We start from the raw sequence: 24361 nt of genomic DNA on the forward strand, positions 1-24361 counted from the left end.
TTTTTAAATCGCGATTATTTAGAAGTAGAAACTTCCTCTTTTTTCTTCACAACAAACTCATCATTTACATAATCAATGATTACTTGGTTACCCTTCTCTACATTGCCTTTCAGTAGTTCTTCCGATAAACGGTCTTCTACTTGTTTTTGTAATGAACGACGTAGTGGACGGGCACCATATTGAGGATCGTAGCCTTCCTCTGCAATTTTTTCAAGAGCTGAATCCGTTAACTCTAACGAAATGTCTTGCTCTTTTAGACGTTTTGTTAAAGAATTCGCCATCATCGCTACGATTTCTTTTAAATGTTCTTTTTCTAGTGAGTGGAAGACGATCATTTCGTCGATACGGTTTAAGAATTCTGGGCGGAATGCTTTTTTCAGTTCCTCCAGCATCGTACCCTTCATATCTTTATACTTCGTATCCGTACCACCGACATTGAAGCCAAGGTTTTTCTGATATTTTAAAGCATCCGCACCAACGTTTGATGTCATAATAACAACTGTGTTGCGGAAATCCACCACTCGACCTTTAGAGTCTGTTAAACGACCATCTTCAAGTACTTGAAGTAAAATATTGAAAACATCTGGATGAGCCTTCTCAATTTCATCTAATAATACTACAGAATATGGTTTACGACGAACCTTCTCTGTTAGTTGACCGCCATCATCAAAACCTACATAGCCTGGAGGTGAACCAACTAAACGTGAAGTCGAATGTTTTTCCATATACTCAGACATATCAACGCGAATCATTGCGTCCTCATCACCAAACATAACTTCAGCCAATGCTCTAGCCAGCTCTGTTTTACCAACCCCTGTAGGGCCTAAGAAAATAAATGAACCAATTGGTCGTTTCGGATCTTTCAAGCCAGCTCTTGCACGACGAATTGCGCGAGAAATCGCCTCTACCGCTTCTCCTTGACCTACAACACGTTTGTGTAACTCTTCTTCAAGTTGTAATAACTTAGAAGATTCCTCGGAAGCAATTTTAGATACCGGAATTCCAGTCCACATAGATACTACCGCTGCTACATCATCCACTGTAACTTTTGATTCGGCTTTACCTTGCTCTTCCTTCCAATTTTTTCTCGTAGTTTCAATTTCATCTTTTAGCTTTTGCTCTGTATCTCTTAATGATGCTGCCTTTTCAAACTCTTGACCTGAGACAGCTGCATTCTTTTCAGAGCGTACATTTTCCAGCTTATCTTCAAGCGCTTTTAAGTTTGGTGGCACCGCGAATGAACGTAAGCGTACTTTAGAGCCCGCTTCATCAATCAAATCAATCGCCTTATCTGGTAAGAAACGATCAGAAATATATCGGTCACTCATTTTTGCTGCCGCTTCAATAGCTTCATCTGTGATTTTCACACGGTGATGTGCTTCATAACGATCACGTAAGCCTTGAATAATTTGAATCGCCTCTTCTACAGTTGGCTCATCAACTTGAATTGGTTGGAAACGGCGCTCTAATGCCGCATCTTTCTCAATATATTTGCGATACTCATCTAGTGTTGTTGCACCAATACATTGAAGCTCACCACGAGCTAAAGATGGTTTTAAAATATTTGATGCATCGATGGCACCTTCTGCACCGCCAGCACCGATTAATGTGTGCAATTCATCGATAAATAAAATGACATTACCAGCTTGGCGAATTTCATCCATTACTTTTTTCAAGCGATCTTCAAATTCACCGCGATATTTTGTTCCAGCAACAACCGTCCCCATATCAAGTGTCATGACACGTTTATCACGAAGAATTTCTGGCACTTCATTATTAATAATTTGCTGTGCTAAGCCTTCAGCGATAGCTGTTTTACCAACACCTGGCTCACCGATCAATACAGGGTTATTTTTTGTACGGCGCGACAGTACCTCGATAACACGTGTAATCTCCTTGCTTCGACCAATAACCGGATCTAGAGTACCTTCACGAGCAATTTGTGTTAAATCACGCGCAAGGCTATCTAAGGTAGGTGTATTGGCAGCCTGTGCAGCTTGTTGACCCGATTGAGCATTGTCATTATTGCCTAATAACAATAGCACTTGCTGACGAGCCTTATTCAATCCGACACCAGCATTATTTAATACACGAGCCGCTATCCCTTCACCTTCACGAATAAGCGCCAATAGTAAATGCTCTGTTCCAATATAGGAATGGCCTAATTTACGTGATTCATCAACTGATAGCTCTATTACTTTTTTAGCTCTAGGTGTGTAGTGGACAATTGGGCCAACATCCTCTTTACCCTTCCCTACAAGCTCTTCAATACCCGCTTCAATCATTTGTGGGCTAATATCAATGGCTTCTAATGCTTTTGCAGCAATACCGCCACCTTCGCGGATAAGCCCTAATAGAATATGCTCCGTTCCAATTGATTCGTGCTTCCAACGAATCGCCTCTTCTTGTGCAAGCTGTAATACTTTTTGCGCGCGTTGTGTAAAACGATTAAACATCAAATGAATCCTCTCCTTTTCCCCGAATAATAGGCTTACTCATATTTTCTTGAGATAGTGCCTCACGAAGCATTTCAGCTCGTACGCGATCTCGCTCAGCAGGCGGCAAAACGTCCCCTGCATAATTCTGTAAAAACCCAGGTTGCATACTGACTACACATTCGTTTAATTTGGTCGCTTTAATACCTTCAATTAACTGTAAATCTACTCCTAAACGAACATTGGATAAACAGGTAGCAGCTTCCTCACTCGTTAAAACTCGAGCATATGTTAACGTACCTAAAGCACGGTACACACGGTCTTCTAGGGCAAGCTCTGCTTTTTCCATTAACTTGCCTCTTGCATGTCGTTCTTTTTGAATTATTTTCTCAGCGACACTTTGGATGTCCGCTAAAATGTCATCTTCTGTTTTTCCTAGTGTAATCTGATTTGACACTTGGTAAACATTACCTATATTTTCGCTACCTTCCCCATATATTCCTCTTACCGTCATTCCTAATCGTGTCATTGCATTAATGATTTGATTCATCTGACCCGTAAGTGTAAGGGCTGGCAGGTGCATCATGACAGATGCTCGTAAACCCGTACCAATATTTGTTGGACAACTTGTTAAATAACCAAATGTATCTCGGAACGCATAAGGCAGAGCTTTCTCTAAGGTACGATCAATTTTATTGGCCTGCTCGTATGCCTTTTGAAGTTGAAAACTCGCTGTCATACATTGAATGCGTAAATGGTCTTCTTCGTTCACCATAATGCTAATTGATTCGTCATCCGATAAGAGCATGGAGCCAACTTGCTCTTTTTTTGCAAGCTGAGGACTAATTAAATGTTTTTCTACAAGTATTTGACGTTGTAAAGGCGTTAAATCCTTAATAGCAAAATATGAATAATTTCCTTGAAGTTCTGTACTGTCCTTTATTGCATGTGTAACTGCCTGTTCTACATGTAATGCTTCATCCTCTGTAAAGGCTAATGGAAAACGATAACCATTTAAATTTCGAGCAAGGCGGATGCGTGTACTAATGACAATATCTGAATAATCGTCCTCCACACTCATCCATGTTGGTGTAGCACGCTCTAAAAACGATTCAATCATCACGACACATCACCACCTTCAAATTGTACCTGTTTCTCAAGTTCCTTCACTTCATCACGGAGCTCAGCTGCCTCTTCAAAATGTTCTTTATCTACAGCAATCTTCATACGTTTACGAATATCCTCAATTTGCTTTTTGATGACATAAACATTGCTCCTGGCGCCGGGCATTTTCCCTATATGTTGAGGTCCAGCCTGTATACGATTAAAGAGCTTCGGTAAGTGCTCACTAAAGGTGTCATAGCAGCTAGGGCATCCAAATTTACCTTCTTTTAAAAACCGTTTATACGTAAATCCACATTGTGGACATGTTTGCGGTTGTGGTGGTGCTTGCTGCTTTTCACCCACTTTTTGTTGCTGCCATGTAGGTGAGCCAAACCAATTAGATAATAGCTGTTGAATAGATACTGGCTCTTGCTTAAATTCAGCATGAAATGGATGGAACTGCGAGGCGCAGACGTCACAATAATGGTGCTCCACCTTTTGACCACTTTGAACTTGTGTTACAGTAACCGTCGCATTACGCTGCTTACAATGTTCGCAAATCATTTCCATCACCTCTTTTATTTTTGCTGTTCATATTTAATCGTTGTTAGCATCGCTCGTAAAATTTTTGCTCGAATATGATCCCGTAACGGGAGTTGCAAATCGATAGTTGAGCGATCAACTGCCGCTAATATTATTTTCGCTTCTCGCCTTGAAATTACCTGCTCATCAATTAGTCGATAAACTAAATCTTCTGCCATTATTTGCGATGCCCCACCTTCAATTTGCCTGAGGACATCATCGATTAGATCAATTTGTGAATTCGCGCGGACACGTAAAATTCGAATGTATCCACCACCACCACGTTTGCTTTCAACAAGGTAACCTCGTTCGGCAGTAAATCTTGTATTAATTACATAATTTATTTGTGAGGGCACGCACTGAAATTTATCTGCGATTTCACTACGTTTTATTTCAATATGCCCTTCTCCACCTAATTCAAGTACTTGCTTTAAGTAGCCTTCTATGATGTCTGATATATTACGCATTTTAGGAATACACCTCGCTTACTACACTGACTTTGACTATCTTTGACTTTCTTTGAGTATATTATACAAAACGCTTGAAAATAATTGCAATTATTTCGCACACAGAAAAAAATCCAACGAATGCTTTAGCTATAAGATACCCTTATTGGCAAAAGAAAAAACGCAAGCATATGCAACTAGCATATACTTGCGTTTATAGAAATTATACCCAGCGACCAACAATTGGATAACGCCAAGACTCATCAGATAAAGCCTTCACAATACCGATAATTGGCGCAATAAAATACATAATCCCAAAAACAATTAAGAACGGTAAACCAATGAGTAGGAAGCTAAAAATACCCGAAATTGTAAGTAAAACTATCATCACTACTTGGAACAACAAGGCTTGCATAGAAATGCTCTTTACCTCTTCCTCCGAACTAATTAAGAAAAATATAATAGGTACTAACCATGGCGCAAAAAATGCACTTGCGTGTATGATTACCTTAGACCATTTTGTTTCCATTTATATCAACCCTTCCATATAATTTTTTTATTTTATGTACTATTTTTTACGGAAATACACCTTAAATAGTTTCAATTTTAAATTGGATTTATAAATTTTTTTGAAAGGCATGTGATACTCGATGGAATTTAATAACACACTTGCAAATGAATATGAAAAAGGTATTCGTCGCACGCTACCTAGCTACGATGCAATGCTACGTTTAACACAAACCTTTTATCAATCTGCATTACCTAAGGACGCTGAATTTTTAATAGTTGGCTCCGGAAGCGGTAATGAAATTTTACAGCTCGCCGAGCAAAGACCTCATTGGTCATTTGTTGGTATCGATCCATCAGAAGCGATGCTACAAATTGCTGGCGAACGTTTAAAGTCTCTACCTAATAATATTTCTTTATATCAAGGAACTATACTGGATACTCAGCTACCTTCAGTAAAATTTGATGCGGCAAGCTGTGTACTAGTGCTTCACTTTATACAAGATGATCAAGAGAAGCTTGCAACATTAAAAAAAATAGCAAATAATTTAAAGCCTGGTGCTCCATTTGTGCTCGTCTCAAAATACGGGCAGCCGGGTACTTTAGAAACCGAGCTACAATTTGATTTATGGCGCGCTTATTGGCTACAGCATACAAAGCTATCACCATCAGACGTAGCGGAAATGGAGAAATCCATCCGTTCTCTTTCATTTATGTGTGAAGAGGACATATTAGCACTATTACAGCAGGCAGGCTTTACAAAACCATCTAGATTCTTTGCCACTACTTTATTTGGTGGTTGGATATGTTATAGAGAAAGCGTATAAAATTATTTCTTGTGAAGATCAATACACCTGTTAGGATAGAATTAAAAGAATTGAGGTGAATGCTGTGATACGCACTATTGGAATTACAAAAGATCAAAAACTTATAAAGGAATTTCCACTTGAAGATATACACAAAAACGAATTTGAATGGTACTGGGTCGATTTTAATTGTCCAACTGATGAGGAAGAACTACTGTTGGATTCGTTTTTCCACTTCCATCCACTCGCTATAGAAGATTGTTTAATGCGTTTACAGCGGCCAAAGCTCGATTTTTATGATGATTTCCATTTCTTTGTTATTCAAAGGATGAACGAAGAATTAACAGCTGAGGAAGTAAATATTTTTGTTTCTAATAAATTTATTGTTACGTTCCACAAAAATGTAGCACCGGAAATAGATCGAGTACAAATGATGTTAGAAAAGCAGCCAAAGAATTGGGAACGTGGCACAGTTTATTTAACGTACCAGGTAATCGATAAAATTGTTGATAACTATTTTCCACTTGTCTATAAAATTGAGGATCATTTAAATACACTTGAAGATGAGCTTACCTATCAAAGTAACCCCAATGCCATGAAAATTGTATTTGAATTCCGTAGTGATTTGCTCGATTTAAGACGCACCATTTTACCAATGCGTGATTTATTATATCGTATCCTTAACTCATACCGATTTTCACTTAAAAAATCAGAACGAGCTTATTTTGGAGATATTTACGACCATCTGCTAAAACTCACCGAAATGATCGAATCTAACCGCGAGCTCACTGCTGATATGCGTGATAGTTATATGGCGATGAGCTCTACTCGCATGAATGGCATTATGATGACCTTAACAATTGTTTCAACTATCTTTATTCCCCTAACATTTATTGCAGGTGTTTATGGAATGAATTTTGACCATATGCCCGAGCTACATGGGAAGTTTAGCTACTTTATCGTACTCGGAATTATGATTTTTATCGCATTATTCATGCTGGCAATCTTTAAACTTAAAGGCTGGTTCAATTTATTTAAAACTTAAAAGTAAACCATTTATTCATTTGTCGACAAGCTAAAGGCACCTTAGAGATTTTTTCCAAGGTGCCTTTCACTGTTAATAAGGACCGCGATCATCAACTTTATCTTCACCTTGCTGTGGAAATAAAAAGTATGCGAGTACACCAGATACTAATGTTGCACAGATAGTAATTAATAGTTGATCTAAGTCTGGTACTTCAGCATAGTAGTTTCTTAACATGTAAACCGACCCAATTGCTACAATTACCATAACCGGAATGACAAATTTGAAACGTTTCTTCTCCATATAATACCTCCTCAACACTATTGTTACGTTCAAGCTAAACAGTTCGTATTTTACAGGTTTCCTATTTCAAATTCAATTTACCTATTACCTTTTTAGTAGTCTATTTCATGACTTTTAATCGACAATCATCTGTAACTAATAAAAAAAATATAGAAATAAACTAAAATTTCAACCAAAAATAGCACAAAAAATAGTAGAATATATTAAATACTATATATTCAGCAAATTAACAACCCAAGTAATTTAATAGGTATTTAGTTTACTATTCTATACATAATACGGACCTAAGGAATGGAGCAAACAACGATGAGTTGGTTTACAAAAAAGAACGATTCTAGCTACTCAATTACATTAGCACCTGAAAATTATAGGAGCGATGTACAATTGGATGTATCAAACCATCCAAAACTTCAAAAACAGTTACAGCTTTTAGATTTAACAATTGAGGATTTAGCCATCATTAAACAACTACAGCCTTTAGCTAAGGATTTAGTTCCTGAAATGGTGGATCAATTTTATGCAGCCATTAGTTTGAGCCAAGATTTGTTAAATATTATAAACAGAACATCACAAATCGAGCGTTTAAAAGTTACTTTACATAAACATTTAAGTGATATTTTTGAAAGTCATATTAATGACTCTTACATTAATGAACGAAAGGCAATTGCTGAAACTCATGTTCGAATTGGTCTACAATCGAAGTGGTATATCGCCTCATTCCAATCATTAACAACGACCTTTACACGCTTTACAAATGAGTTAGATGTATCAAAACATGATGCAATTCGTGCTATCAATGCCTTCTGCAAAATCATTAACTTCGAGCAGCAGCTTGTAATCGAAGCCTATGAAAAAGAAGAGGAACGCATTCGTACAGTAGAAGGTGAAACAAAGCATGCACTTGTTACTACCATTCAAAAAACGGCAGAGGAACTCAATGAGATTAGTGAAGAAACAGCAGCTTCTTTATTAGTCATTTCCTCTCAAACAGATGATATCGCAGTAGCTACGAAGCAAGGTTTAACCTTCGTTGCTGATACACAAGAAAAATCCAGACGTGGACAGCAGCAGCTGCAAGATCAAAATGATTTAATACAAGTAATTTTACAAAGTGTAAACAGTCTCGAAGTTACGATGAACCAGCTACGCACATCTTCTCAAAAAATATCGGAAATTGTAGGACTGGTCACAGGAATTGCCGATCAAACGAACTTATTAGCACTAAATGCTTCTATCGAGGCAGCCCGTGCAGGTGAGCATGGTAAAGGCTTCGCTGTTGTTGCAGAGGAAGTTCGTAAGCTTGCTGAAGAAACAAAAAATGCGGTACAAAATGTTTCTCATCTCATTAAAGAAACAGAAAGTAATATTACAACAATGTCGACTTCGGTTACTAACGTTGATCAAAAGATTCAACATAGTGTAGATACGCAAAACAGTTTATCTAAATCATTTAATGATATCGCCAATGCAGTTTCTGGCATTCAGCAGCAGTATGTAAATACATCCAGAGATATTTCAGCCATCTCTAATTTGATTACTGAACTGTCACAAGGCGCTACACTTGTTTCTTCTTCTTCCGATTCACTTATTAACGTGGTAAATGAATTACAAATGTAAGCACGAAAAAGGGAAACTGACAGCATACGTCAATTTCCCTTTTTATTTTTAATGCGGTAACTCGCGTTTTTGTTTACGATGTTCGCGTCTTGCTGGTCCCGTTTCAAACAGACGTTTTTCCGCATCTGTTTCAGGATAAATCGCCGGAACTGGCTTAGGTTTACCTTCATCATCCACTGCAACCATCGTTACAAAGGATTCCGTCGTTAATTTCTCCTCACCAGTTTCAATGTTTCGTGAAATAACTCGAACATAAACTTCCATTGAAGACCGTCCAGTTGACGAAACGATGCTTTCAATTTCTAAAATAGCCCCTACATGTGCTGGCGATAAAAAGTCAACCGAATCGATAGAAGCTGTGACTACATGACCTTTTGCATGTTTCATTGCTGTAATAGCAGCAATTTCATCAATATACGCTAACACTCTTCCACCAAAAATGGAGTTGTGATTATTTGTATCTGGCGGTAATACGAGACGAGTTTGAACAGTACGTGACTGGCTCATCGGTATTGCGTTGTTTGACATAATTCTTGCGACTTCCCTTCATGAATGTTCTTTCGTCATCGTATCGCAGAACAAGAGTTGTTGCAAACTAGAACGATTTTTTCATCGTAATTAATTTCATATCTGTCATTTCTTCGATTGCCCACTTAATGCCTTCACGACCGTAGCCACTCATTTTTACGCCACCATATGGCATATTATCAACCCTGAAAGTCGGAATATCATTAATCATAACAGCACCTGCCTGTAATTCATCCGCTGCATATAATGCATCTTGCAAAACATTCGTATAAATTCCAGCATTTAAGCCAAGGTCCGACTCATTCACTAGTCGAATAGCGTCATCTAATGTTTCATATGAAACAATTGAGACGATTGGTGCGAATGTTTCCTGACAAACAACTTTCATATTTGCCGTCACATTCGTCATTACAGTCGGCGTTAAAGTACGTTCCGTAAATGTTCCTCCTGTAGCAACTACCGCCCCTTGCGACTTTGCTTCCTCAATCCATTGACGAATACGCTCAACTTCTTTTTGGTTAATCATTGCACTAACATCAGTATTTGTATCTAGTGGGTCACCTACCACTAATTTCTCTGTCTCGGCAACAAACGCCTTTGTAAATTCATCCATAATAGATGTGTGTACATAAATACGTTGTAAGGAGATACAAACTTGTCCAGCAAAATTAAAGGCACCACTGACACAACGCGAAATAATTTTATCAATTGGTGTCGACGGCTCGACAATTACTGCCGCATTGGAACCAAGTTCTAAAGTAACTTTACGCAAACCTACTTTTTCTTTAATGCTCAATCCAACTTTACCGCTTCCCGTGAATGTTACCTTTTTCACAAACGGGTGAGTCACAAGTGTATCACTTAGCTCCCCACCGCTACCTGTAATAATTTGAAGCGCACCATTAGGTAGACCTGCTTGATGGAAAATTTCCGCCATTACGATAGAACTTAATGGCGTTTGCGTCGCTGGCTTTAATACAACCGTATTTCCAACTGCAAAGGCAGGACCTAATTTATGTGCCACTAAATTAAAGGGGAAATTAAAGGGTGTAATGGCTGAAATTACACCTAGAGGCTCTAGCTTTGTCCAGCCAATACGATCTCCTGCCCCAGGTGCAGCATCCATCGGTACCGTTTCACCCTTTGCTTGCTTAGCCCCCTCTGCAGCAAATTGGTATGTTGCTATTGTGCGTTCTATTTCAGTTAAACCTGCTGATATTGGTTTACCTGCCTCTAAAGCTAAAATTTCAGCTAATTCCTCTTTACGCTGGCGCATTATGTCGACCACTTTATACAATATTTCGGCACGTTCGTAGGCTGTTGTCTTTTTAAACGTTTGGAATGCCTCCTGAGCACCTTCGATTGCTCGTTCAACGTCAGAAATTGACGCCTTAGCTACCTTTGCAATAACCTCACCACTATAGGGTGATTTCAGTTCATATGTTTCCTTTGCGTTCTGCCACTCGCCATTCATCCAAAGTTTTGTTTCCTTCATCCTTCAAATGCACCTCCAAAAATCAAGTTCTTCTTTATTTTATCACGAAGAACTTGCTGCTACAGCTGCTGCACTTACTGCTGCGAACATTGCTGCCTGCTGTGCTTGAATTAGCAATTCAATGGATGACATGATTGACATTGATAAGGATTGTTGTACATTCGCCATATCATAAATAGCAATTTGTGTGGCCATAAATAACACAAATTCACGATGCCATTTTAAAAGTTTCATACCCTTTAACTCATGATATAAATCAACAATCTGTTGAAGCTGTGCTTGATTCACTTCAAGGATTGCTAAAAAGCCCAGTAATGGATAATGCATCGCCTTGACCTTTACATCTTGATTTTTTAGTGTGTCACGAATCGTTACAACATTAGGCACTAACTTATTATCATATTGAGGTGATAAGAAAGTCAGTACTTGTGATAGCCATTGAAGCTCATTGCCTGCATTAAAATTATACGTACGTAGTTCTTTATAATAACGATTCATTGTTTCTGCACGTAGCTCAACGTCGTCAGATTGGCTACTTAACAATACGGCATAGGGAATATCATCGTACGATGTTAAAAATCGGTGGTGCTTGCGGATTGCATCAAATAATGCGCGTGCTACCTGTGCATGTGCACGTTTCTCATTTTCCTCTTCCGTTAAAAACTGTGCACCTATAAAACTAAAATTCCCGCTTCTGAACTTTACCTCTTTCATTATGCTAACGTTCGTCAGTAAATTTCTCACCGCTCGTTCTGTATCCTCTTGCTCCATCAAATTTGCAGCAATACTATAACCTACCGTCGTTCGTAACGGAGATGACCATGACGTTTGCTTTTTCATTTCTTGTAATACTTTTTTATATTTAACGGAATCAAAGGGTTTCCCAGATGCCACATATTTGCTAGCGATTGCCAACACAATTTTACGATCAACCGTCCGACCGACAGCCTTTGAGACATCCTCCACAGTACTTGTAAACTGATTTTCAATCATAACAAAGTCCATGTTTAACACGCTCCTTTTTCCATATTTACGTAATATATTACCGAAAAGATTCAACTGTTTTTTTAAAAATTAAACCTTCCATACACTTTTTCCAGAAGAATGAACATAAAAAAAAGCGGCAATATTTTTGCCGCTTTCCATAAAAGAAAATTTGCTTAATTGCTTGTTCGGTGTACTTAAATTAATCCTAATTCTTTTAATTCCTCTGCGGAAAAGGCTCTTGATCTTGTTAAAAACCTCTTACCTTCAACGCCTTCCAGTGAAAACATACCACCTCTACCGTCGACGACGTCCAAGATTATTTGTGTATGCTTCCAATAATCATATTGATTTTTATGCATGTAGAAGGCAGCACCACCAATCTCTCCAAGACAAACATCCTGGTCACCTAATAGTAAGTCTCCCTCTGGATAACACATTGGCGAGGAGCCGTCACAGCATCCACCTGATTGATGAAACATAATGGGCCCGTGCTTTTCTTTCAATAATTCGATTAGTGCTAGCGCTTCTTCTGTTGCCAAAACACGCATGACCACGCTCATGCACCTCCCTACTAATTAGAAGAAGCCAAGTTTGTTTTCGCTGTAGCTAACTAATAAGTTTTTCGTTTGCTGATAATGCGCTAACATCATCTTATGGTTTTCACGACCAACACCTGACATTTTATAGCCACCGAACGCTGCATGTGCAGGATAAGCATGGTAGCAGTTTGTCCAAACACGCCCAGCTTGAATACCACGACCGAAGCGATATGCCGTATTCATATCACGTGTCCATACACCTGCGCCTAAACCGTATAGTGTGTCATTTGCAATTTCTAATGCTTCCTCTTTTGTTTTAAATGTTGTTACGGCAACAACTGGCCCAAAGATTTCTTCTTGGAAAATACGCATTTTATTATGTCCTTTGAAGACAGTCGGCTTAATGTAGTAACCATTTTCAAAACCTGATCCTACATTATTTTTCTCTCCTCCAATTAGACATTCTGCACCTTCTTGCTTACCAATATCTAAATAAGAAAGGATTTTTTCCATTTGCTCACTCGAAGCCTGCGCTCCCATCATCGTATTCGGATCAAGTGGATTCCCAACTTTAATCGCTTCAACACGCTGTAGGACGCGTTCCATAAATTTATCGTAAATAGACTCTTGAATGATTGCACGAGAAGGACATGTACATACTTCACCTTGATTTAGGGCGAATAATACAAAACCTTCAACTGCTTTATCTAAAAAGGCATCGTCTTCATCCATAATATCTTCAAAGAATATATTTGGTGACTTACCGCCCAATTCTAATGTAACTGGAATAAGATTTTGTGAAGCATATTGCATAATTAAGCGACCTGTCGTAGTTTCACCAGTAAAGGCAATTTTGCCGATCCGTGGATTCGATGCTAATGGTTTTCCTGCTTCTAAACCAAAGCCATTCACAACATTAAGTACGCCCGATGGCAATAAATCTTCTATTAATTCAATGAACACCATTATCGAAGCTGGCGTTTGCTCTGCAGGTTTTAACACAACACAGTTTCCAGCTGCCAGTGCAGGTGCTAGCTTCCAAACGGCCATTAATAACGGGAAATTCCAAGGGATAATTTGACCTACTACCCCAATTGGTTCATGGAAATGATAAGCGACTGTATCATTATCGATTTGGCTTACCGCGCCTTCTTGTGCACGTAAAGCCCCCGCAAAATAACGGAAATGATCAATCGCAAGAGGGATATCTGCATTTAATGTCTCACGTACCGCTTTTCCGTTATCCCATGTTTCGGCAACGGCTAGCTTTTCTAAGTTTTGTTCTATGCGGTCCGCAATTTTAAGTAAAATGTTTGCACGCTCTGTTGGAGATGTTTTGCCCCATTCTTCTTTTGCGGCATGTGCTGCATCAACTGCAAGTTCAATATCCTCAGCAGTAGAACGAGCTAATTGTGTAAAAACTTGTCCAGTAACAGGTGTAACATTATCAAAGTATTGTCCTTTCACTGGAGGTGTCCATTCCCCACCAATGTAATTTTCATATTTTTCTTTGAATTGAACTACCGACCCTTCAGTGTTTGGAAATGCATAAACCATTTTACTTCTCCCCTTTACACAAAATAATGAGAAAATAATCTACAAAAATCACCATTTTCATCGAAATAACGATATTTTCATAGATACCCTCTTACTCAATATATTGTCAGAAACAAAGAATAATTTCAACTTTTTGAAATTTTTTTAAATTAATACTAGAATCTATTCTTGAATCGATTATTCCTCGGCATAATAGCCTCTGGAATCGGCTTTGTGATTAGGCTTGCAAAGTGGCTTATATTTTCTAGAAAAGCTTCTAGGATTCACGGTTTGACCAACTATAATGTATACTTAAAAATAATATAAATGTATAGGAGAACAGTATGCGGATTAATAAATATTTAAGTGAGACAGGCATTATATCTCGTCGAGGCGCAGATAAATGGATAGCAGAAGGTAAAGTAACGATTAATGGTGAGCTTGCTACAGTCGGCAGTCAGGTTGAGGCTGGTGATATGGTTTGCGTTGATGGAAAAGAAGTAAAAAAAGAAGAACAGCTCGTTTATATTGCCTTAAACAAACCAGTAGGAATTACAAGCACAACTGAACGTCATATAAAAGGAAATGTCGTTGATTTTGTCAACCACCCTCTTCGTATTTTCCATATTGGACGACTAGATAAAGAGTCAGAAGGGCTATTATTATTGACTAACGATGGGGACGTCGTCAATAAGATTTTACGTGCAGAAAACCATCACGAAAAAGAATATATCGTGCAAGTTGATAAACCTATTACGGAGCAATTTATAAAGAAAATGGGCGCTGGTGTAGATATTTTAGATACTACAACCCTACCTTGTCATGTTGAAAAAATATCTGATAAAGTCTTTAAAATCATTTTAGAGCAAGGCTTAAACCGTCAAATACGTCGTATGTGTTCAGCGCTTGGGTACTCCGTTAAACGTCTACAACGCATTCGTATTATGAATATAAAGCTTGGCAATTTAAAAGTTGGACAATGGCGCGATTTAACAGACAAAGAACGAACAGAACTATTCAGACTACTTAATTACACACCAAAATAAAGCCATTTTAAGGGGATAGGACTATGCTGTCAATTCAAAGTACTGAGCAGTTAACCGGTGCACGTATTAGCGGTGATTTTTGGGATTTAGATGAGTTGATTAATGCTATTTACAAAATAACTGGTGATGAAAACAAGTATTATGATTATCAAGGAGCGCGCTTTCGCATTCTTAGCGTTTGTTATAATCTCCGTCAAGCTGCCAAGGGGGAGCATCAGCTTGAGTTTGTTAGCAACGGGCTCAATAAAAGTGTTCTGACACAGCATGAACTAATTTTCCCTAACAAAAATGCTTATTTCGCAGCAGAGATTCTTTGGCCAGAGCTAATCTTTACTGCTATCGCATTAAACGATTTCATTCGCCTACATCAAGAGCTAATTGATTCTTCTGATTGGAATATTGACGTTGCCACAATTCGTAAATTCCAGGCAGCTGTTGCAAATTGTTTAGAGCAGGAGCTCCATGAAGATGAATACTTAGTATTTTTAAGAATGCTGCACACTAAAAGTCCATTAACATTCCGTTATGCCACACAGTATGTAGATGTTTTAAATCTTGAGTATATTCATTTAAATTTAGAGGCACGTAAAGCTCATTTAGCGGCATTTGCTCTGCGCTTGATGTTAGAAGATGATGAATATGTAGCGTTAAAATCACAGCTCATGGAAGTTGCGATGACTACAAAAAAAGCGTTACATGAAATTGAAATTAACACTAATTATCCTGAAACTATTTTGTGGTAAATAGAAAGAGCCGTCTCAATTAATTTTGAGACGGCTCCTTTTCTTCTATATTGTCGTGTAAGCCATTTTTCGAATAACTTCCTCGTGCTGTGGATAGTTAGCTAATAGCTCAACTTGTGTAAATAATTCGAAGTCTTCAAAGTCAAAGCCGGGTGCAACCATACAGCCTACTAAACTAAATGTATCTGCATCCTCTACGGATGAGCCAAATATAGTATTTTTCGGTACTGCGATTTGTGGTACTTCTCCTGCCTCTACATTTAATCCAAGCTTCTTCGCCTTATATGTACCATCCGGGAAAATCATATGGACCGTTAGTGGGCTGCCAGCATGATAATACCAAAGCTCGTCTGATTTCAAACGATGCAAATGCGATATATCCTGTGAACGTAGTAAGAAATAAATACTTGTATAAATAGGTCTCTGTACATCTCTTACAGCCATATCGTCCGATGCCCGAAACGAGGATATATAGTACCCTCCTTCAGGATGCTCTGCTAAATTTAATTTTTCGATAAAATATTGTGCTGAATACTTCATACAACATCACTCCTTTCTTCCACATTACCAAATAATAAAAGATGAAAGCTACTCCTATTTTGTCAATTTGATAAGTAGTATCCGTCGTTTGGGCCTTTCTTTCCGTCGCTTTGATAATTATCCGTCGCTCTGGACCTGCTTTCCGTCGCTTTGATTGTTCTATCCATCGTTCTGGACCTGCTTTCCGTCACTTTGATTGTTCCATCCGTCGCTCTAGCCCTTCTATCCTTCACTTTAACATTTCTATCTGTCGGTTCACTCCTCCGTTTATACGAAAAAAGACGTCCCAAAAATTGAGACGCCTTCTCCCTCTATAAACCACCTAAATAAGCAGCCTTTACTTGGTCACTCTCTTGAAGCTCTTTTGCTGTACCTGATAATACAATACGTCCCGTTTCAAGTACGTACGCACGATGCGCTACCGATAATGCCATATTCGCATTTTGCTCAACAAGCAATACAGTTGTGCCCTCTTTGTTGACTTGCTCAATAATATTAAAAATATTTTTTACCATGAGTGGCGCAAGTCCCATTGAAGGTTCATCCATTAATAACAATTTCGGTTTTGCCATTAATGCTCGCCCCATCGCTAGCATCTGCTGCTCACCGCCCGATAATGTACCTGATTGCTGTTTCCGACGTTCGAAAAGACGTGGGAATAGTTCAAACACATGATCCATATCTTTTTTTATGCCAGCCTTATCGTTGCGAAGATATGCGCCTAGCTCTAAATTTTCCTCAACGGACATATTGGCAAAAACACGGCGCCCCTCTGGAACATGTGAAATGCCTGATTTTACTATTGTCTGTGCAGCCTTCCCTGCGATAGAGAAGCCTTCATATTCAATGATGCCACCCTTTGGTTTTAATAGGCCCGACAATGTTTTTAATAATGTACTTTTACCAGCACCGTTTGCACCGATTAACGTTACGATTTCACCCTCATTTACTTCTAAAGAGAGGTCCTTTAATGCTTGAATATTACCGTAAAATACATCTATATTTTGTACTTTTAGCATTAGCTGATAACCTCCTCACCAAGGTAAGCTTCAATTACCTTTGGATTGTTGCGAATCTCTTCTGGTGTCCCATCTGCGATTAATTGTCCGTGATCGAGCACGTATATACGTTCACAAATCCCCATAACTAAGCTCATATCGTGTTCAATTAGAAGAATTGTTAAGCCAAATTCTTTACGAATAAACGCTATTAATTCCATTAAATCATGCGTTTCCTGCGGGTTCATCCCTGCTGCAGGCTCATCCAATAAAAGTATCTTAGGTTTTGCAGCTAGGGCACGAGCAATTTCTAATCGGCGCTGCATCCCATAAGGTAAATTTTTTGCAAGCTCATCCTTATAAACATCTAAACCAAAGATTTTTAGAAATTCAATAGATTGATGCTCCATTTCTGCCTCACCTTTAAAATGATTCGGCAAGCGGAAAATGGAAGACCACATAGAGTGCTTGGCAAGCGAATGGTTCGCTACCTTAACATTATCTAAAACAGATAGCTCCTTAAATAAACGAATATTTTGGAACGTACGGCTAATACCTTTTTGTGTTACTTGATATGGTGCAAGCCCGTTCAACTTTAAACCGTCAAATGTAATCGTGCCCTCCGTTGGCATATACACTCCAGTAAGCATGTTAAAGCTAGTTGTTTTACCAGCACCGTTGGGCCCTATAAGACCTACTAGCTCCCCTTGATTCAGGTACATATTAACGCCCTGTACCGCCTTTAAACCACCGAATTGAATGCCCATGTTTTCTACATTGATAAGAAGGTTTCCAGCCATTATTTTGTACCTCCTTTTTTACCAAACTTAAATAAGTCCGTAACTTCTTTTGTTCCCATTAACCCTGTTGGGCGATATAGCATTACGACTATTAATACTAAACTGTAAATAATCATACGTGTTTCTGGGAAGTTTGCTAGATATGCTGAGACTACTGTTAAGAAAATAGCTGCGATGACAGATCCTGAAAGACTTCCTAAGCCACCAAGTACTACAAAGATTAAAATATCAAATGATTTTAAGAACCCGAAAGTTGTCGGTTGAATAATGTAAAAGTTATGTGCAAAAATGGCCCCTGCAAGACCGGCGAAGAAGGAACCTATCGCAAAAGCTACAACTTTATAGTAGGTTGTATTAATACCCATTGCATCTGCCGCAATTTCGTCCTCACGAATCGATATACATGCGCGTCCATGACGTGAATTCGTAAAGTTCGAGATGACTAAAATTGTTAGAACAACACCTATGAATGCATAAGACCAGTTTGATAAATATAGAACCTGCATCCCTGCCGCGCCACCAACATAGTCCGTATTTAAAAAGATAATACGTATAATTTCCGCAAAACCAAGCGTGGCAATTGCTAAATAGTCACCCTTTAAACGTAATGTCGGAATACCTACGATTAAACCTGCTACAGCTGCTGCTAATGCCCCTAAGAAAATAGCTAATGGGAATGGAAGCAATAGCTTAGTGGTAATAATTGCAGAAACATATGCTCCAACTGCTAAGAAACCGGCATGCCCAATCGAGAATTGACCAGTAATCCCAATAACGATATGCAAGCTGACCGCAAGCATGATGTTAATACACATTGTGATCAACATATTTTGATAGTAAATATCGAGAATGTTTGTAGAAATAAGGATTTGAACAACTGCATAGATGACTAGCGCTAATACGGCATAGCCCCAGAAAACTTTAGACTTTTTCATCATTACCGCTCACCTACACTTTCTCACGGGCATTTTTACCAAAGATACCCGATGGTCTGAAGATTAAAATTAAAATTAAAATAACGAATGCCGCTGCATCGCGCCATAAAGAGAAACCAAGTGCACTTACTAATGATTCCACTACACCTAACAACATACCGCCAACCATAGCACCTGGAATAATCCCAATACCACCAAGTACCGCGGCGATAAAGGCTTTAACCCCTGGAATAACGCCCATTAATGGATCTATTTTCGTATAGTAAACACCAAAGATAACGCCTGCTGCTCCAGCTAGAGCAGAACCAATCGCGAATGTTGCTGAAATTGTATTATCTACGTTAATACCCATTAAACGTGCTGCATCTGCATCATGAGAAACCGCACGCATCGCTTTCCCGATTTTAGTTTTATGTACGATGAATTGTAAAAGAATCATCAGTACAATTGCTACAGATAAAATTAATATTGATGTACTACTGATTTGAACACCAAAAACATCAAATGATTTATTTGTAATGACTTCAGGATATGCAGCCGGTTGCGCACCTCTGAAGTAGATCGTTGTATATTCAATTAGTAGCGATACACCTATTGCCGTAATTAAAGCTGCAATACGTGTAGCATTTCGTAAACGCTTATAAGCAATACGTTCGATTAAAACACCAAAGATTGCACAGACCACCATCGCCAATAATAGCGCTGGGAAGAAGCCCAGCTCCCATTTAGCAATTGCGTAAAAGCCAATAAATGACCCAATCATGAAAACATCACCGTGGGCAAAGTTGATCAGCTTAATAATCCCGTATACCATCGTATACCCTAGCGCTATTAATGCGTAGATACTACCTAGTGAAATACCGTTCACAAGCTGCTGTATCCATTCCATAAGCGTTCACTCCCCTTTATTTTTCTGAAAAATGCAAAAATAGAATTTACTACTACATGTTATTATTGAAAATAGAGTAAATTGTGTCGTCTTTAAAATTTTTTTCTTGGTCTATCTAGCAATCTCGCTTTAGATATTTTGAACACGGTAATGAAACTATATCCGCATTCATCTCATCACCTTCAATGGCGAGAGCCTCACTGAATGAAGGTAACATAAAAAGGAAGGCGTGTTTACCCGCCTCCCCTTGCCAAGAAAACATTAAGGATTAACTTTAGAGTTGAACACTTGTTTACCGTCTTTAAATTCAAGAACTGTTGCTGTTTTAATTGGGTTATGATTTTCGTCAACCGAGAAAGTACCTGTTACTAAAGAAAGATCTTTTGTGTCAGCTAAAGCAGTTTTAATAGCTTCCCCATCCGTAGAGCCAGCTCGCTTAATAGCATCCGCAATGTAGTAAATTGTGTCATAGCCAAGTGCATTGAATGCATCTGGTGCTTTATCACTGTTCGCTGCTTTAAACGCCTTTACAAAATCTTGAATTTTTTGATCTGGATCTTCTGCAGAATAATGGTTTGTGATATACGTGTTATTCAGCGCTTTCGCACCAGCTAGTTCAACTAAAGTTGGTGAATCCCAACCGTCAGCCCCCATCAATGGAACATCGATGCCCATTTCACGTGCTTGTTTAACAATTAAACCAACCTCTTCATAGTATCCTGGGATAAAGATAAAGTCTGGTTTAGCTGCTTTAATATTTGTTAATTGTGTACGGAAGTCAGTATCCTTAGCGACATATGCCTCTTCTTTTACAACTTTCCCACCATTTTTAGTGATTGTATCTTTAAATGATTTTGCTAAACCTTTTGCATAGTCAGATGCGTTGTCCGCAAAAATAGCTACATTTTTAGCTTTCAATTCACCTGAAGCGAAGTTCGCCGCTACAATCCCTTGAAATGGGTCAATGAAACAAGTACGGAATGCATATTCGTTAACGCTATCATCATCATTGACTGTAATGTTAGGAGCAGTACCTGAACCTGTAACAATCGGGATTTTATTGCTGTTCGCAATTTGAACAGTAGCAACTGTATTACCAGAAGTCGCTGGAGCTAGCATTGCTACTACTTTATCTTGTGTTGCTAGTTTAAGAGCTGCTGCAGTAGACTCTGAGTTTTCAGATTTGTTATCTACTTTAACAAGCTCAATTTTTTTACCGTCGATTCCGCCTTTATCATTAATTTCTTTAACTGCTAGGTCTGCACCTACACCAATCGAAGAACCATAAGAAGCTACGTTCCCCGAAAGTTCTAAGTTTGCACCGATTTTAATAGTATCACCGTCAGAACCACCACCTGATGATGACCCTCCTCCTGAACTTGAACTATCTCCGCCACCACAGCCAGCAAGAACTCCTGCAAGTAGTGAAGATGCAACTAGAAGTGAGCCAAACTTTTTAAGCTTTTTGTTCTCTCTCATAATTTTATTCCCCCTAGAATTTTCTCAAATATTAGATATTTCAGATAATTATAAACAATTAATAGCATTTGCTCAATAACAAAAATAACCAAAATTATAATTTATAACTATCTATCTTTAAGTGAATCAAACTATTATTCATTTAGGACTTTTACATTGTAAAACATTCTTTATATTTAGTCTAGAGTGATTTTTCTGTATAATTAGTAATTTGTGAATTATCCATTAATTTATTGTGAATATTCATACAAACCTATCATTTCCGATTATTTTTTTCGATAAAGTCTCGTAAAAAGAAATCAGAAATTGCATGATCTAGAATATCAGGTACTAAAATGGTTGTGTTTATATGAAATTACTAATAACTATTTATTACCTAGGAAATAAATAGAAGTATAGGGGTAATCATCGGTCTTTTGCTTTTAGTCGCTAAACCTTCATCAATTATGCCTTGGCATTATTGTGCCCGGAATCGGAAAAAAATTAAAAAAGCTTAAAGCTGGACTATTGCTCAGCTCTAAGCTTTTTTCAATGCAAACACACAGAGGCGCTCGTTAATATTTGTTTCATTTTCAAGATGGACCTCATAGATTAATTCAAAAGGTGTACCATGATGTAAAAACTGCAAATAATCATATGGTGGGTAGTATAAAATAATATGAATTTCGCGCATATGCAATTCATAAGACTTCCAAATATTATGAATAACTGTACGGAAAATATTGATTGAAAACGGATTAAAGAAAAAGAAAACTGTGTCGCATGGTTGTATAGCATAGTCTTCCGCTATTGAATGAATAAAGGAAATCGGAGCTTGAGCACTCTTCTTTTGAAGATAGTTCTTTTTATTATTCTCTGCCTCTGTATAAAAACCTGCATCCATTTCTACCCCAATTGTAGGAATATGAAATTTGTGATGTACATAAATAGGGACTCTCCCTTTTCCACATCCCATATCAATAAATACTGGATGATCAGGCATTTCATATTCCGAAAATAATTGTTCTAAGCCAGCATACGGCGTTGGCTCATAGCGATGGTAGTGAGCTAGCTTCGGGAAGCCGTATTGTTCACCTACTGTGTTAATATGTAAACATTTATCAAATTGATGTTCATTCATAATAAAACTCCTAAAAAAAAGAATGATTAATTGTAGCACGATAAAAAGCAAAAACCATACCCAAAAGTTTCGGATATGGTTATTTTTTAACGACCTCTTCGCTTAAATTTTAAAACAAAGAAAAGCGCTACTATTAATAAGGCAAAACAAACAATCATTGTAAGAATTGTATTTTTATCAATAACAGTTTCTTGCTTTAATTGCTCATCGCCTTGGTTAGGCCACATGGGTCCTCCATTTTGGTCAGGTCGTTGCACAGGTTCTCCCTGATTATCGCCATTTTGATTAAATGGAGGGGCTTGTAAAGGATCAAAATCTTCTGGCATTTGATCCGGATCGAAGTTCTCTGGTCTTTGTGTCGGGATGTCCATGTCACCATTTTCGTTTAAATTAGGCATTCCCATATTTTCTTGTGATGCTGTAGTTGCTTCCACAACAAGTTCCCCTGACAGCTGTTTTAAAATAGAGTCAGAGCGTTGTTTTGCAAATTCAGAGAGACTATTTTCTCCTTCTACTGCTTCTATAAACTGTTCTGTTGTAGAGAATTTTGTAGGATCTGCTTCCACATAAGTTGTTAATAGCAATGCTAATTGTTTCGTAATGTTCTTTACGTTGTCTTCTGTTAAGTAATTAGTCGCTAGCTCTTCTAAATAAGCTTCGTATTTAGCACGATACTCTTCATTTGAGAGTAAGGCGTTTAATAGCGGCCGCTCCTCTAATGTTGTGCCAGATATAGGTGTAGTCACACTAAAGTTAATAGCACTATCTGCCATCAAATTGCTAGACATTTCAAACCCCATATTGAGTCCACCCTGATTCTGGTCACCATTTGGCTGTCTTCCTTGCTGTTGTTGCTTAACATTATTTGATCTATCTGATTTCTCATTCGTCTGTGTATTATCTAGCGTTTTTATATCAGCATTGGGCCGGATTTTATTATTGTCACCCATTCGACCGCCTCCAACACCAAAGCCACCAAAGGACATATTATAATCCCAAGGGATAATCGAAAACACACCACCGTTCTCATACAAATAGTAGTTGTGTTTCATATTTCCTTGGTAACTATCCAGATTTACAAGTGCTGTATTCACAGCAAAATAACGTAGCATTTCATCGACATCAATATATTTTTCTATATTATCGCCATTATTAATCGCTTCAATCATCTCAATAAATTTGGATTGATCAATATTGCCTTCGTTCGTTTTTAAGCCTATTCCCGTATAATCAGCTATATTATCACTAATATATTTTAAATCACTACCTGTTCCATCTGGCTTAAATAAAAATCCATCATTAGAACCGTAATTATTAGCTAGGAAGGTTTCATCTACAGCTTCTACCCCTAAAAATAGCCCACGCTCTTCCCCATTTACAGTTACGTTCATATATGAATGGGCTGGTGTTGGTAGCCCCATCTGTTCCATGAGCTCATAAGAAATATATTCTCGCATTAATGTTGAGTCACTGTAATTATTGTTTAAATTAATCTTTTTTAAGCCATATAAGCTTTGTGTATCATCGTAATAATCGAAATCAATTTTTAAACTATAGCGATCTGAGTCGCTCGCAACTACTGAACGCAATGATAAGTTTCCTTTTGTGCGAATTGCTACATTTTCTATTTTCTTACCATTTACCGTAATATTCGCCTTCTTTAGCTCCTCTGCTGCCGCATTTTCTAGCATGTCCGCCCAATCTTCTTCGGCTATTTCAATATCTACCGTCGTTACCTTATTCTTATTAAACACAATGGTCTCATAGGAAAACTCGGTATTTTTCGTTTCAATGCCTACGTTTGGAAGCACAGCATACATCATGACAAAGAGAAGTAGAAGAATCGCCATACAAAAATAGACAACCCTTGTTTTAATCATTTATTGCACCTCTCTTCACTCT

The 24361-nt window shown here is 38.1% G+C and carries 24 protein-coding genes; 5 read left to right on the plus strand and 19 right to left on the minus strand.

Translation table 11 applies throughout. The annotated features are described in order from the left end of the window. Positions 1-14: 14 nt before the first annotated feature. The 5 genes from ACQKN4_RS12730 to ACQKN4_RS12750 form a co-directional block, all read right to left on the minus strand. Positions 15-2459, minus strand: coding sequence for an ATP-dependent Clp protease ATP-binding subunit (locus ACQKN4_RS12730; protein WP_079562393.1), 2445 nt, complete (start codon positions 2457-2459; stop codon positions 15-17). Further along, positions 2449-3558 (minus strand): protein arginine kinase, encoded by a 1110-nt coding sequence (locus tag ACQKN4_RS12735; protein ID WP_079562394.1) that lies wholly within the window; start codon positions 3556-3558, stop codon positions 2449-2451. Before ACQKN4_RS12735 ends, ACQKN4_RS12730 begins: the two co-directional genes overlap by 11 nt. Beyond that, positions 3555-4103: a UvrB/UvrC motif-containing protein gene (locus ACQKN4_RS12740; RefSeq protein WP_079562395.1), complete on the minus strand. Its 549-nt coding sequence runs from the start codon at positions 4101-4103 to the stop codon at positions 3555-3557. The genes ACQKN4_RS12735 and ACQKN4_RS12740 overlap by 4 nt, the downstream gene beginning before the upstream one ends. A gap of 14 nt (positions 4104-4117) precedes the next feature. Continuing rightward, positions 4118-4588 carry a CtsR family transcriptional regulator gene (locus tag ACQKN4_RS12745; RefSeq protein ID WP_079562396.1) on the minus strand — a complete coding sequence of 157 codons (471 nt, stop codon included), beginning with the start codon at positions 4586-4588 and terminating at the stop codon, positions 4118-4120. Positions 4589-4790: 202 nt separating this feature from the next. Then, positions 4791-5096 (minus strand): DUF4870 domain-containing protein, encoded by a 306-nt coding sequence (locus ACQKN4_RS12750; protein ID WP_079562397.1) that lies wholly within the window; start codon positions 5094-5096, stop codon positions 4791-4793. 121 nt (positions 5097-5217) lie between these two features. Here ACQKN4_RS12750 and ACQKN4_RS12755 point away from each other — a divergent pair, with 121 nt between their 5' ends. Together ACQKN4_RS12755 and corA are read left to right on the plus strand one after the other, a co-directional pair. Then, positions 5218-5901 carry a class I SAM-dependent methyltransferase gene (locus ACQKN4_RS12755; RefSeq protein ID WP_427483844.1) on the plus strand — a complete coding sequence of 228 codons (684 nt, stop codon included), beginning with the start codon at positions 5218-5220 and terminating at the stop codon, positions 5899-5901. A gap of 64 nt (positions 5902-5965) precedes the next feature. Further along, positions 5966-6925 carry a magnesium/cobalt transporter CorA gene (corA, locus tag ACQKN4_RS12760; protein ID WP_079562399.1) on the plus strand — a complete coding sequence of 320 codons (960 nt, stop codon included), beginning with the start codon at positions 5966-5968 and terminating at the stop codon, positions 6923-6925. A 72-nt stretch (positions 6926-6997) separates the two neighbouring features. On the opposite strand, the gene ACQKN4_RS12765 is transcribed toward corA, so the two are convergent. Next, on the minus strand, positions 6998-7207 hold the full coding sequence (locus ACQKN4_RS12765) for a hypothetical protein (RefSeq protein WP_079562400.1): 210 nt from the start codon (positions 7205-7207) through the stop codon (positions 6998-7000). Between the two features lie 306 nt (positions 7208-7513). Here ACQKN4_RS12765 and ACQKN4_RS12770 point away from each other — a divergent pair, with 306 nt between their 5' ends. Beyond that, positions 7514-8824 (plus strand): globin-coupled sensor protein, encoded by a 1311-nt coding sequence (locus tag ACQKN4_RS12770; RefSeq protein ID WP_079562401.1) that lies wholly within the window; start codon positions 7514-7516, stop codon positions 8822-8824. Positions 8825-8872: 48 nt separating this feature from the next. Here ACQKN4_RS12770 and ACQKN4_RS12775 read toward each other — a convergent pair whose 3' ends face one another. The 5 genes from ACQKN4_RS12775 to adh all read right to left on the minus strand — a co-directional run bounded on the left by ACQKN4_RS12775 (position 8873) and on the right by adh (position 13930). Next, positions 8873-9352: an acyl-CoA thioesterase gene (locus ACQKN4_RS12775; protein ID WP_079562402.1), complete on the minus strand. Its 480-nt coding sequence runs from the start codon at positions 9350-9352 to the stop codon at positions 8873-8875. Positions 9353-9419: 67 nt separating this feature from the next. Further along, positions 9420-10847, minus strand: a complete 1428-nt coding sequence (locus tag ACQKN4_RS12780) for an aldehyde dehydrogenase family protein (protein ID WP_427483845.1) — start codon at positions 10845-10847, stop codon at positions 9420-9422. A gap of 42 nt (positions 10848-10889) precedes the next feature. Further along, positions 10890-11852: a DUF4003 family protein gene (locus ACQKN4_RS12785; protein ID WP_079562404.1), complete on the minus strand. Its 963-nt coding sequence runs from the start codon at positions 11850-11852 to the stop codon at positions 10890-10892. Between the two features lie 176 nt (positions 11853-12028). Then, complete coding sequence (locus tag ACQKN4_RS12790; RefSeq protein ID WP_079562405.1) at positions 12029-12388, minus strand: DUF779 domain-containing protein; 360 nt, start codon at positions 12386-12388, stop codon at positions 12029-12031. Positions 12389-12409: 21 nt separating this feature from the next. Further along, positions 12410-13930, minus strand: a complete 1521-nt coding sequence (adh, locus tag ACQKN4_RS12795) for an aldehyde dehydrogenase (protein ID WP_079562406.1) — start codon at positions 13928-13930, stop codon at positions 12410-12412. A 323-nt stretch (positions 13931-14253) separates the two neighbouring features. On the opposite strand from adh, the gene rluF reads away from it, so the two are divergent. Beyond that, positions 14254-14955, plus strand: coding sequence for a 23S rRNA pseudouridine(2604) synthase RluF (gene rluF / locus ACQKN4_RS12800; RefSeq protein WP_427483846.1), 702 nt, complete (start codon positions 14254-14256; stop codon positions 14953-14955). A gap of 23 nt (positions 14956-14978) precedes the next feature. Beyond that, positions 14979-15698, plus strand: a complete 720-nt coding sequence (locus tag ACQKN4_RS12805; RefSeq protein WP_427483847.1) for a DUF6904 family protein — start codon at positions 14979-14981, stop codon at positions 15696-15698. Between the two features lie 45 nt (positions 15699-15743). On the opposite strand, the gene ACQKN4_RS12810 is transcribed toward ACQKN4_RS12805, so the two are convergent. The 8 genes from ACQKN4_RS12810 to ACQKN4_RS12845 all read right to left on the minus strand — a co-directional run bounded on the left by ACQKN4_RS12810 (position 15744) and on the right by ACQKN4_RS12845 (position 24339). Then, a complete protein-coding gene (locus ACQKN4_RS12810; protein WP_427483848.1) occupies positions 15744-16238 on the minus strand; it encodes a cupin domain-containing protein in 495 nt (164 codons plus the stop codon). Positions 16239-16549: 311 nt separating this feature from the next. After that, on the minus strand, positions 16550-17257 hold the full coding sequence (locus ACQKN4_RS12815; RefSeq protein ID WP_079562411.1) for an ABC transporter ATP-binding protein: 708 nt from the start codon (positions 17255-17257) through the stop codon (positions 16550-16552). Continuing rightward, the gene (locus ACQKN4_RS12820) at positions 17257-18036 is read right to left on the minus strand and encodes an ABC transporter ATP-binding protein (protein WP_079562412.1); all 780 of its coding nucleotides are present in this window, start codon (positions 18034-18036) and stop codon (positions 17257-17259) included. Before ACQKN4_RS12820 ends, ACQKN4_RS12815 begins: the two co-directional genes overlap by 1 nt. Then, a complete protein-coding gene (locus ACQKN4_RS12825) occupies positions 18036-18971 on the minus strand; it encodes a branched-chain amino acid ABC transporter permease (RefSeq protein ID WP_079562454.1) in 936 nt (311 codons plus the stop codon). The genes ACQKN4_RS12820 and ACQKN4_RS12825 overlap by 1 nt, the downstream gene beginning before the upstream one ends. Before the next feature lie 13 nt (positions 18972-18984). Beyond that, on the minus strand, positions 18985-19860 hold the full coding sequence (locus tag ACQKN4_RS12830) for a branched-chain amino acid ABC transporter permease (RefSeq protein ID WP_079562413.1): 876 nt from the start codon (positions 19858-19860) through the stop codon (positions 18985-18987). A gap of 261 nt (positions 19861-20121) precedes the next feature. Then, positions 20122-21339, minus strand: coding sequence for an ABC transporter substrate-binding protein (locus tag ACQKN4_RS12835; protein WP_427483849.1), 1218 nt, complete (start codon positions 21337-21339; stop codon positions 20122-20124). Positions 21340-21856: 517 nt separating this feature from the next. Next, on the minus strand, positions 21857-22459 hold the full coding sequence (locus tag ACQKN4_RS12840; RefSeq protein WP_427483850.1) for a class I SAM-dependent methyltransferase: 603 nt from the start codon (positions 22457-22459) through the stop codon (positions 21857-21859). An 86-nt stretch (positions 22460-22545) separates the two neighbouring features. After that, complete coding sequence (locus ACQKN4_RS12845; RefSeq protein WP_427483851.1) at positions 22546-24339, minus strand: CotH kinase family protein; 1794 nt, start codon at positions 24337-24339, stop codon at positions 22546-22548. Positions 24340-24361 lie beyond the last annotated feature (22 nt).

Origin of the sequence: Lysinibacillus sp. NPDC093692 (assembly GCF_050280125.1) — a bacterium.
Lineage (GTDB): Bacteria > Bacillota > Bacilli > Bacillales_A > Planococcaceae > Lysinibacillus.

Coding starts and splice junctions, on each gene's coding strand:
- ACQKN4_RS12740 (WP_079562395.1), bottom strand. CDS start 4,103: ATGATTTGCGAACATTGTAAGCAGCGTAATGCGACGGTTACTGTAACA.
- ACQKN4_RS12745 (WP_079562396.1), bottom strand. CDS start 4,588: ATGCGTAATATATCAGACATCATAGAAGGCTACTTAAAGCAAGTACTT.
- ACQKN4_RS12750 (WP_079562397.1), bottom strand. CDS start 5,096: ATGGAAACAAAATGGTCTAAGGTAATCATACACGCAAGTGCATTTTTT.
- ACQKN4_RS12755 (WP_427483844.1), top strand. CDS start 5,218: ATGGAATTTAATAACACACTTGCAAATGAATATGAAAAAGGTATTCGT.
- ACQKN4_RS12765 (WP_079562400.1), bottom strand. CDS start 7,207: ATGGAGAAGAAACGTTTCAAATTTGTCATTCCGGTTATGGTAATTGTA.
- ACQKN4_RS12770 (WP_079562401.1), top strand. CDS start 7,514: ATGAGTTGGTTTACAAAAAAGAACGATTCTAGCTACTCAATTACATTA.
- ACQKN4_RS12775 (WP_079562402.1), bottom strand. CDS start 9,352: ATGTCAAACAACGCAATACCGATGAGCCAGTCACGTACTGTTCAAACT.
- ACQKN4_RS12780 (WP_427483845.1), bottom strand. CDS start 10,847: ATGAAGGAAACAAAACTTTGGATGAATGGCGAGTGGCAGAACGCAAAG.
- ACQKN4_RS12785 (WP_079562404.1), bottom strand. CDS start 11,852: ATGGACTTTGTTATGATTGAAAATCAGTTTACAAGTACTGTGGAGGAT.
- adh (WP_079562406.1), bottom strand. CDS start 13,930: ATGGTTTATGCATTTCCAAACACTGAAGGGTCGGTAGTTCAATTCAAA.
- rluF (WP_427483846.1), top strand. CDS start 14,254: ATGCGGATTAATAAATATTTAAGTGAGACAGGCATTATATCTCGTCGA.
- ACQKN4_RS12805 (WP_427483847.1), top strand. CDS start 14,979: ATGCTGTCAATTCAAAGTACTGAGCAGTTAACCGGTGCACGTATTAGC.
- ACQKN4_RS12810 (WP_427483848.1), bottom strand. CDS start 16,238: ATGAAGTATTCAGCACAATATTTTATCGAAAAATTAAATTTAGCAGAG.
- ACQKN4_RS12815 (WP_079562411.1), bottom strand. CDS start 17,257: ATGCTAAAAGTACAAAATATAGATGTATTTTACGGTAATATTCAAGCA.
- ACQKN4_RS12820 (WP_079562412.1), bottom strand. CDS start 18,036: ATGGCTGGAAACCTTCTTATCAATGTAGAAAACATGGGCATTCAATTC.
- ACQKN4_RS12825 (WP_079562454.1), bottom strand. CDS start 18,971: ATGAAAAAGTCTAAAGTTTTCTGGGGCTATGCCGTATTAGCGCTAGTC.
- ACQKN4_RS12830 (WP_079562413.1), bottom strand. CDS start 19,860: ATGGAATGGATACAGCAGCTTGTGAACGGTATTTCACTAGGTAGTATC.
- ACQKN4_RS12835 (WP_427483849.1), bottom strand. CDS start 21,339: ATGAGAGAGAACAAAAAGCTTAAAAAGTTTGGCTCACTTCTAGTTGCA.
- ACQKN4_RS12840 (WP_427483850.1), bottom strand. CDS start 22,459: ATGAATGAACATCAATTTGATAAATGTTTACATATTAACACAGTAGGT.
- ACQKN4_RS12845 (WP_427483851.1), bottom strand. CDS start 24,339: ATGATTAAAACAAGGGTTGTCTATTTTTGTATGGCGATTCTTCTACTT.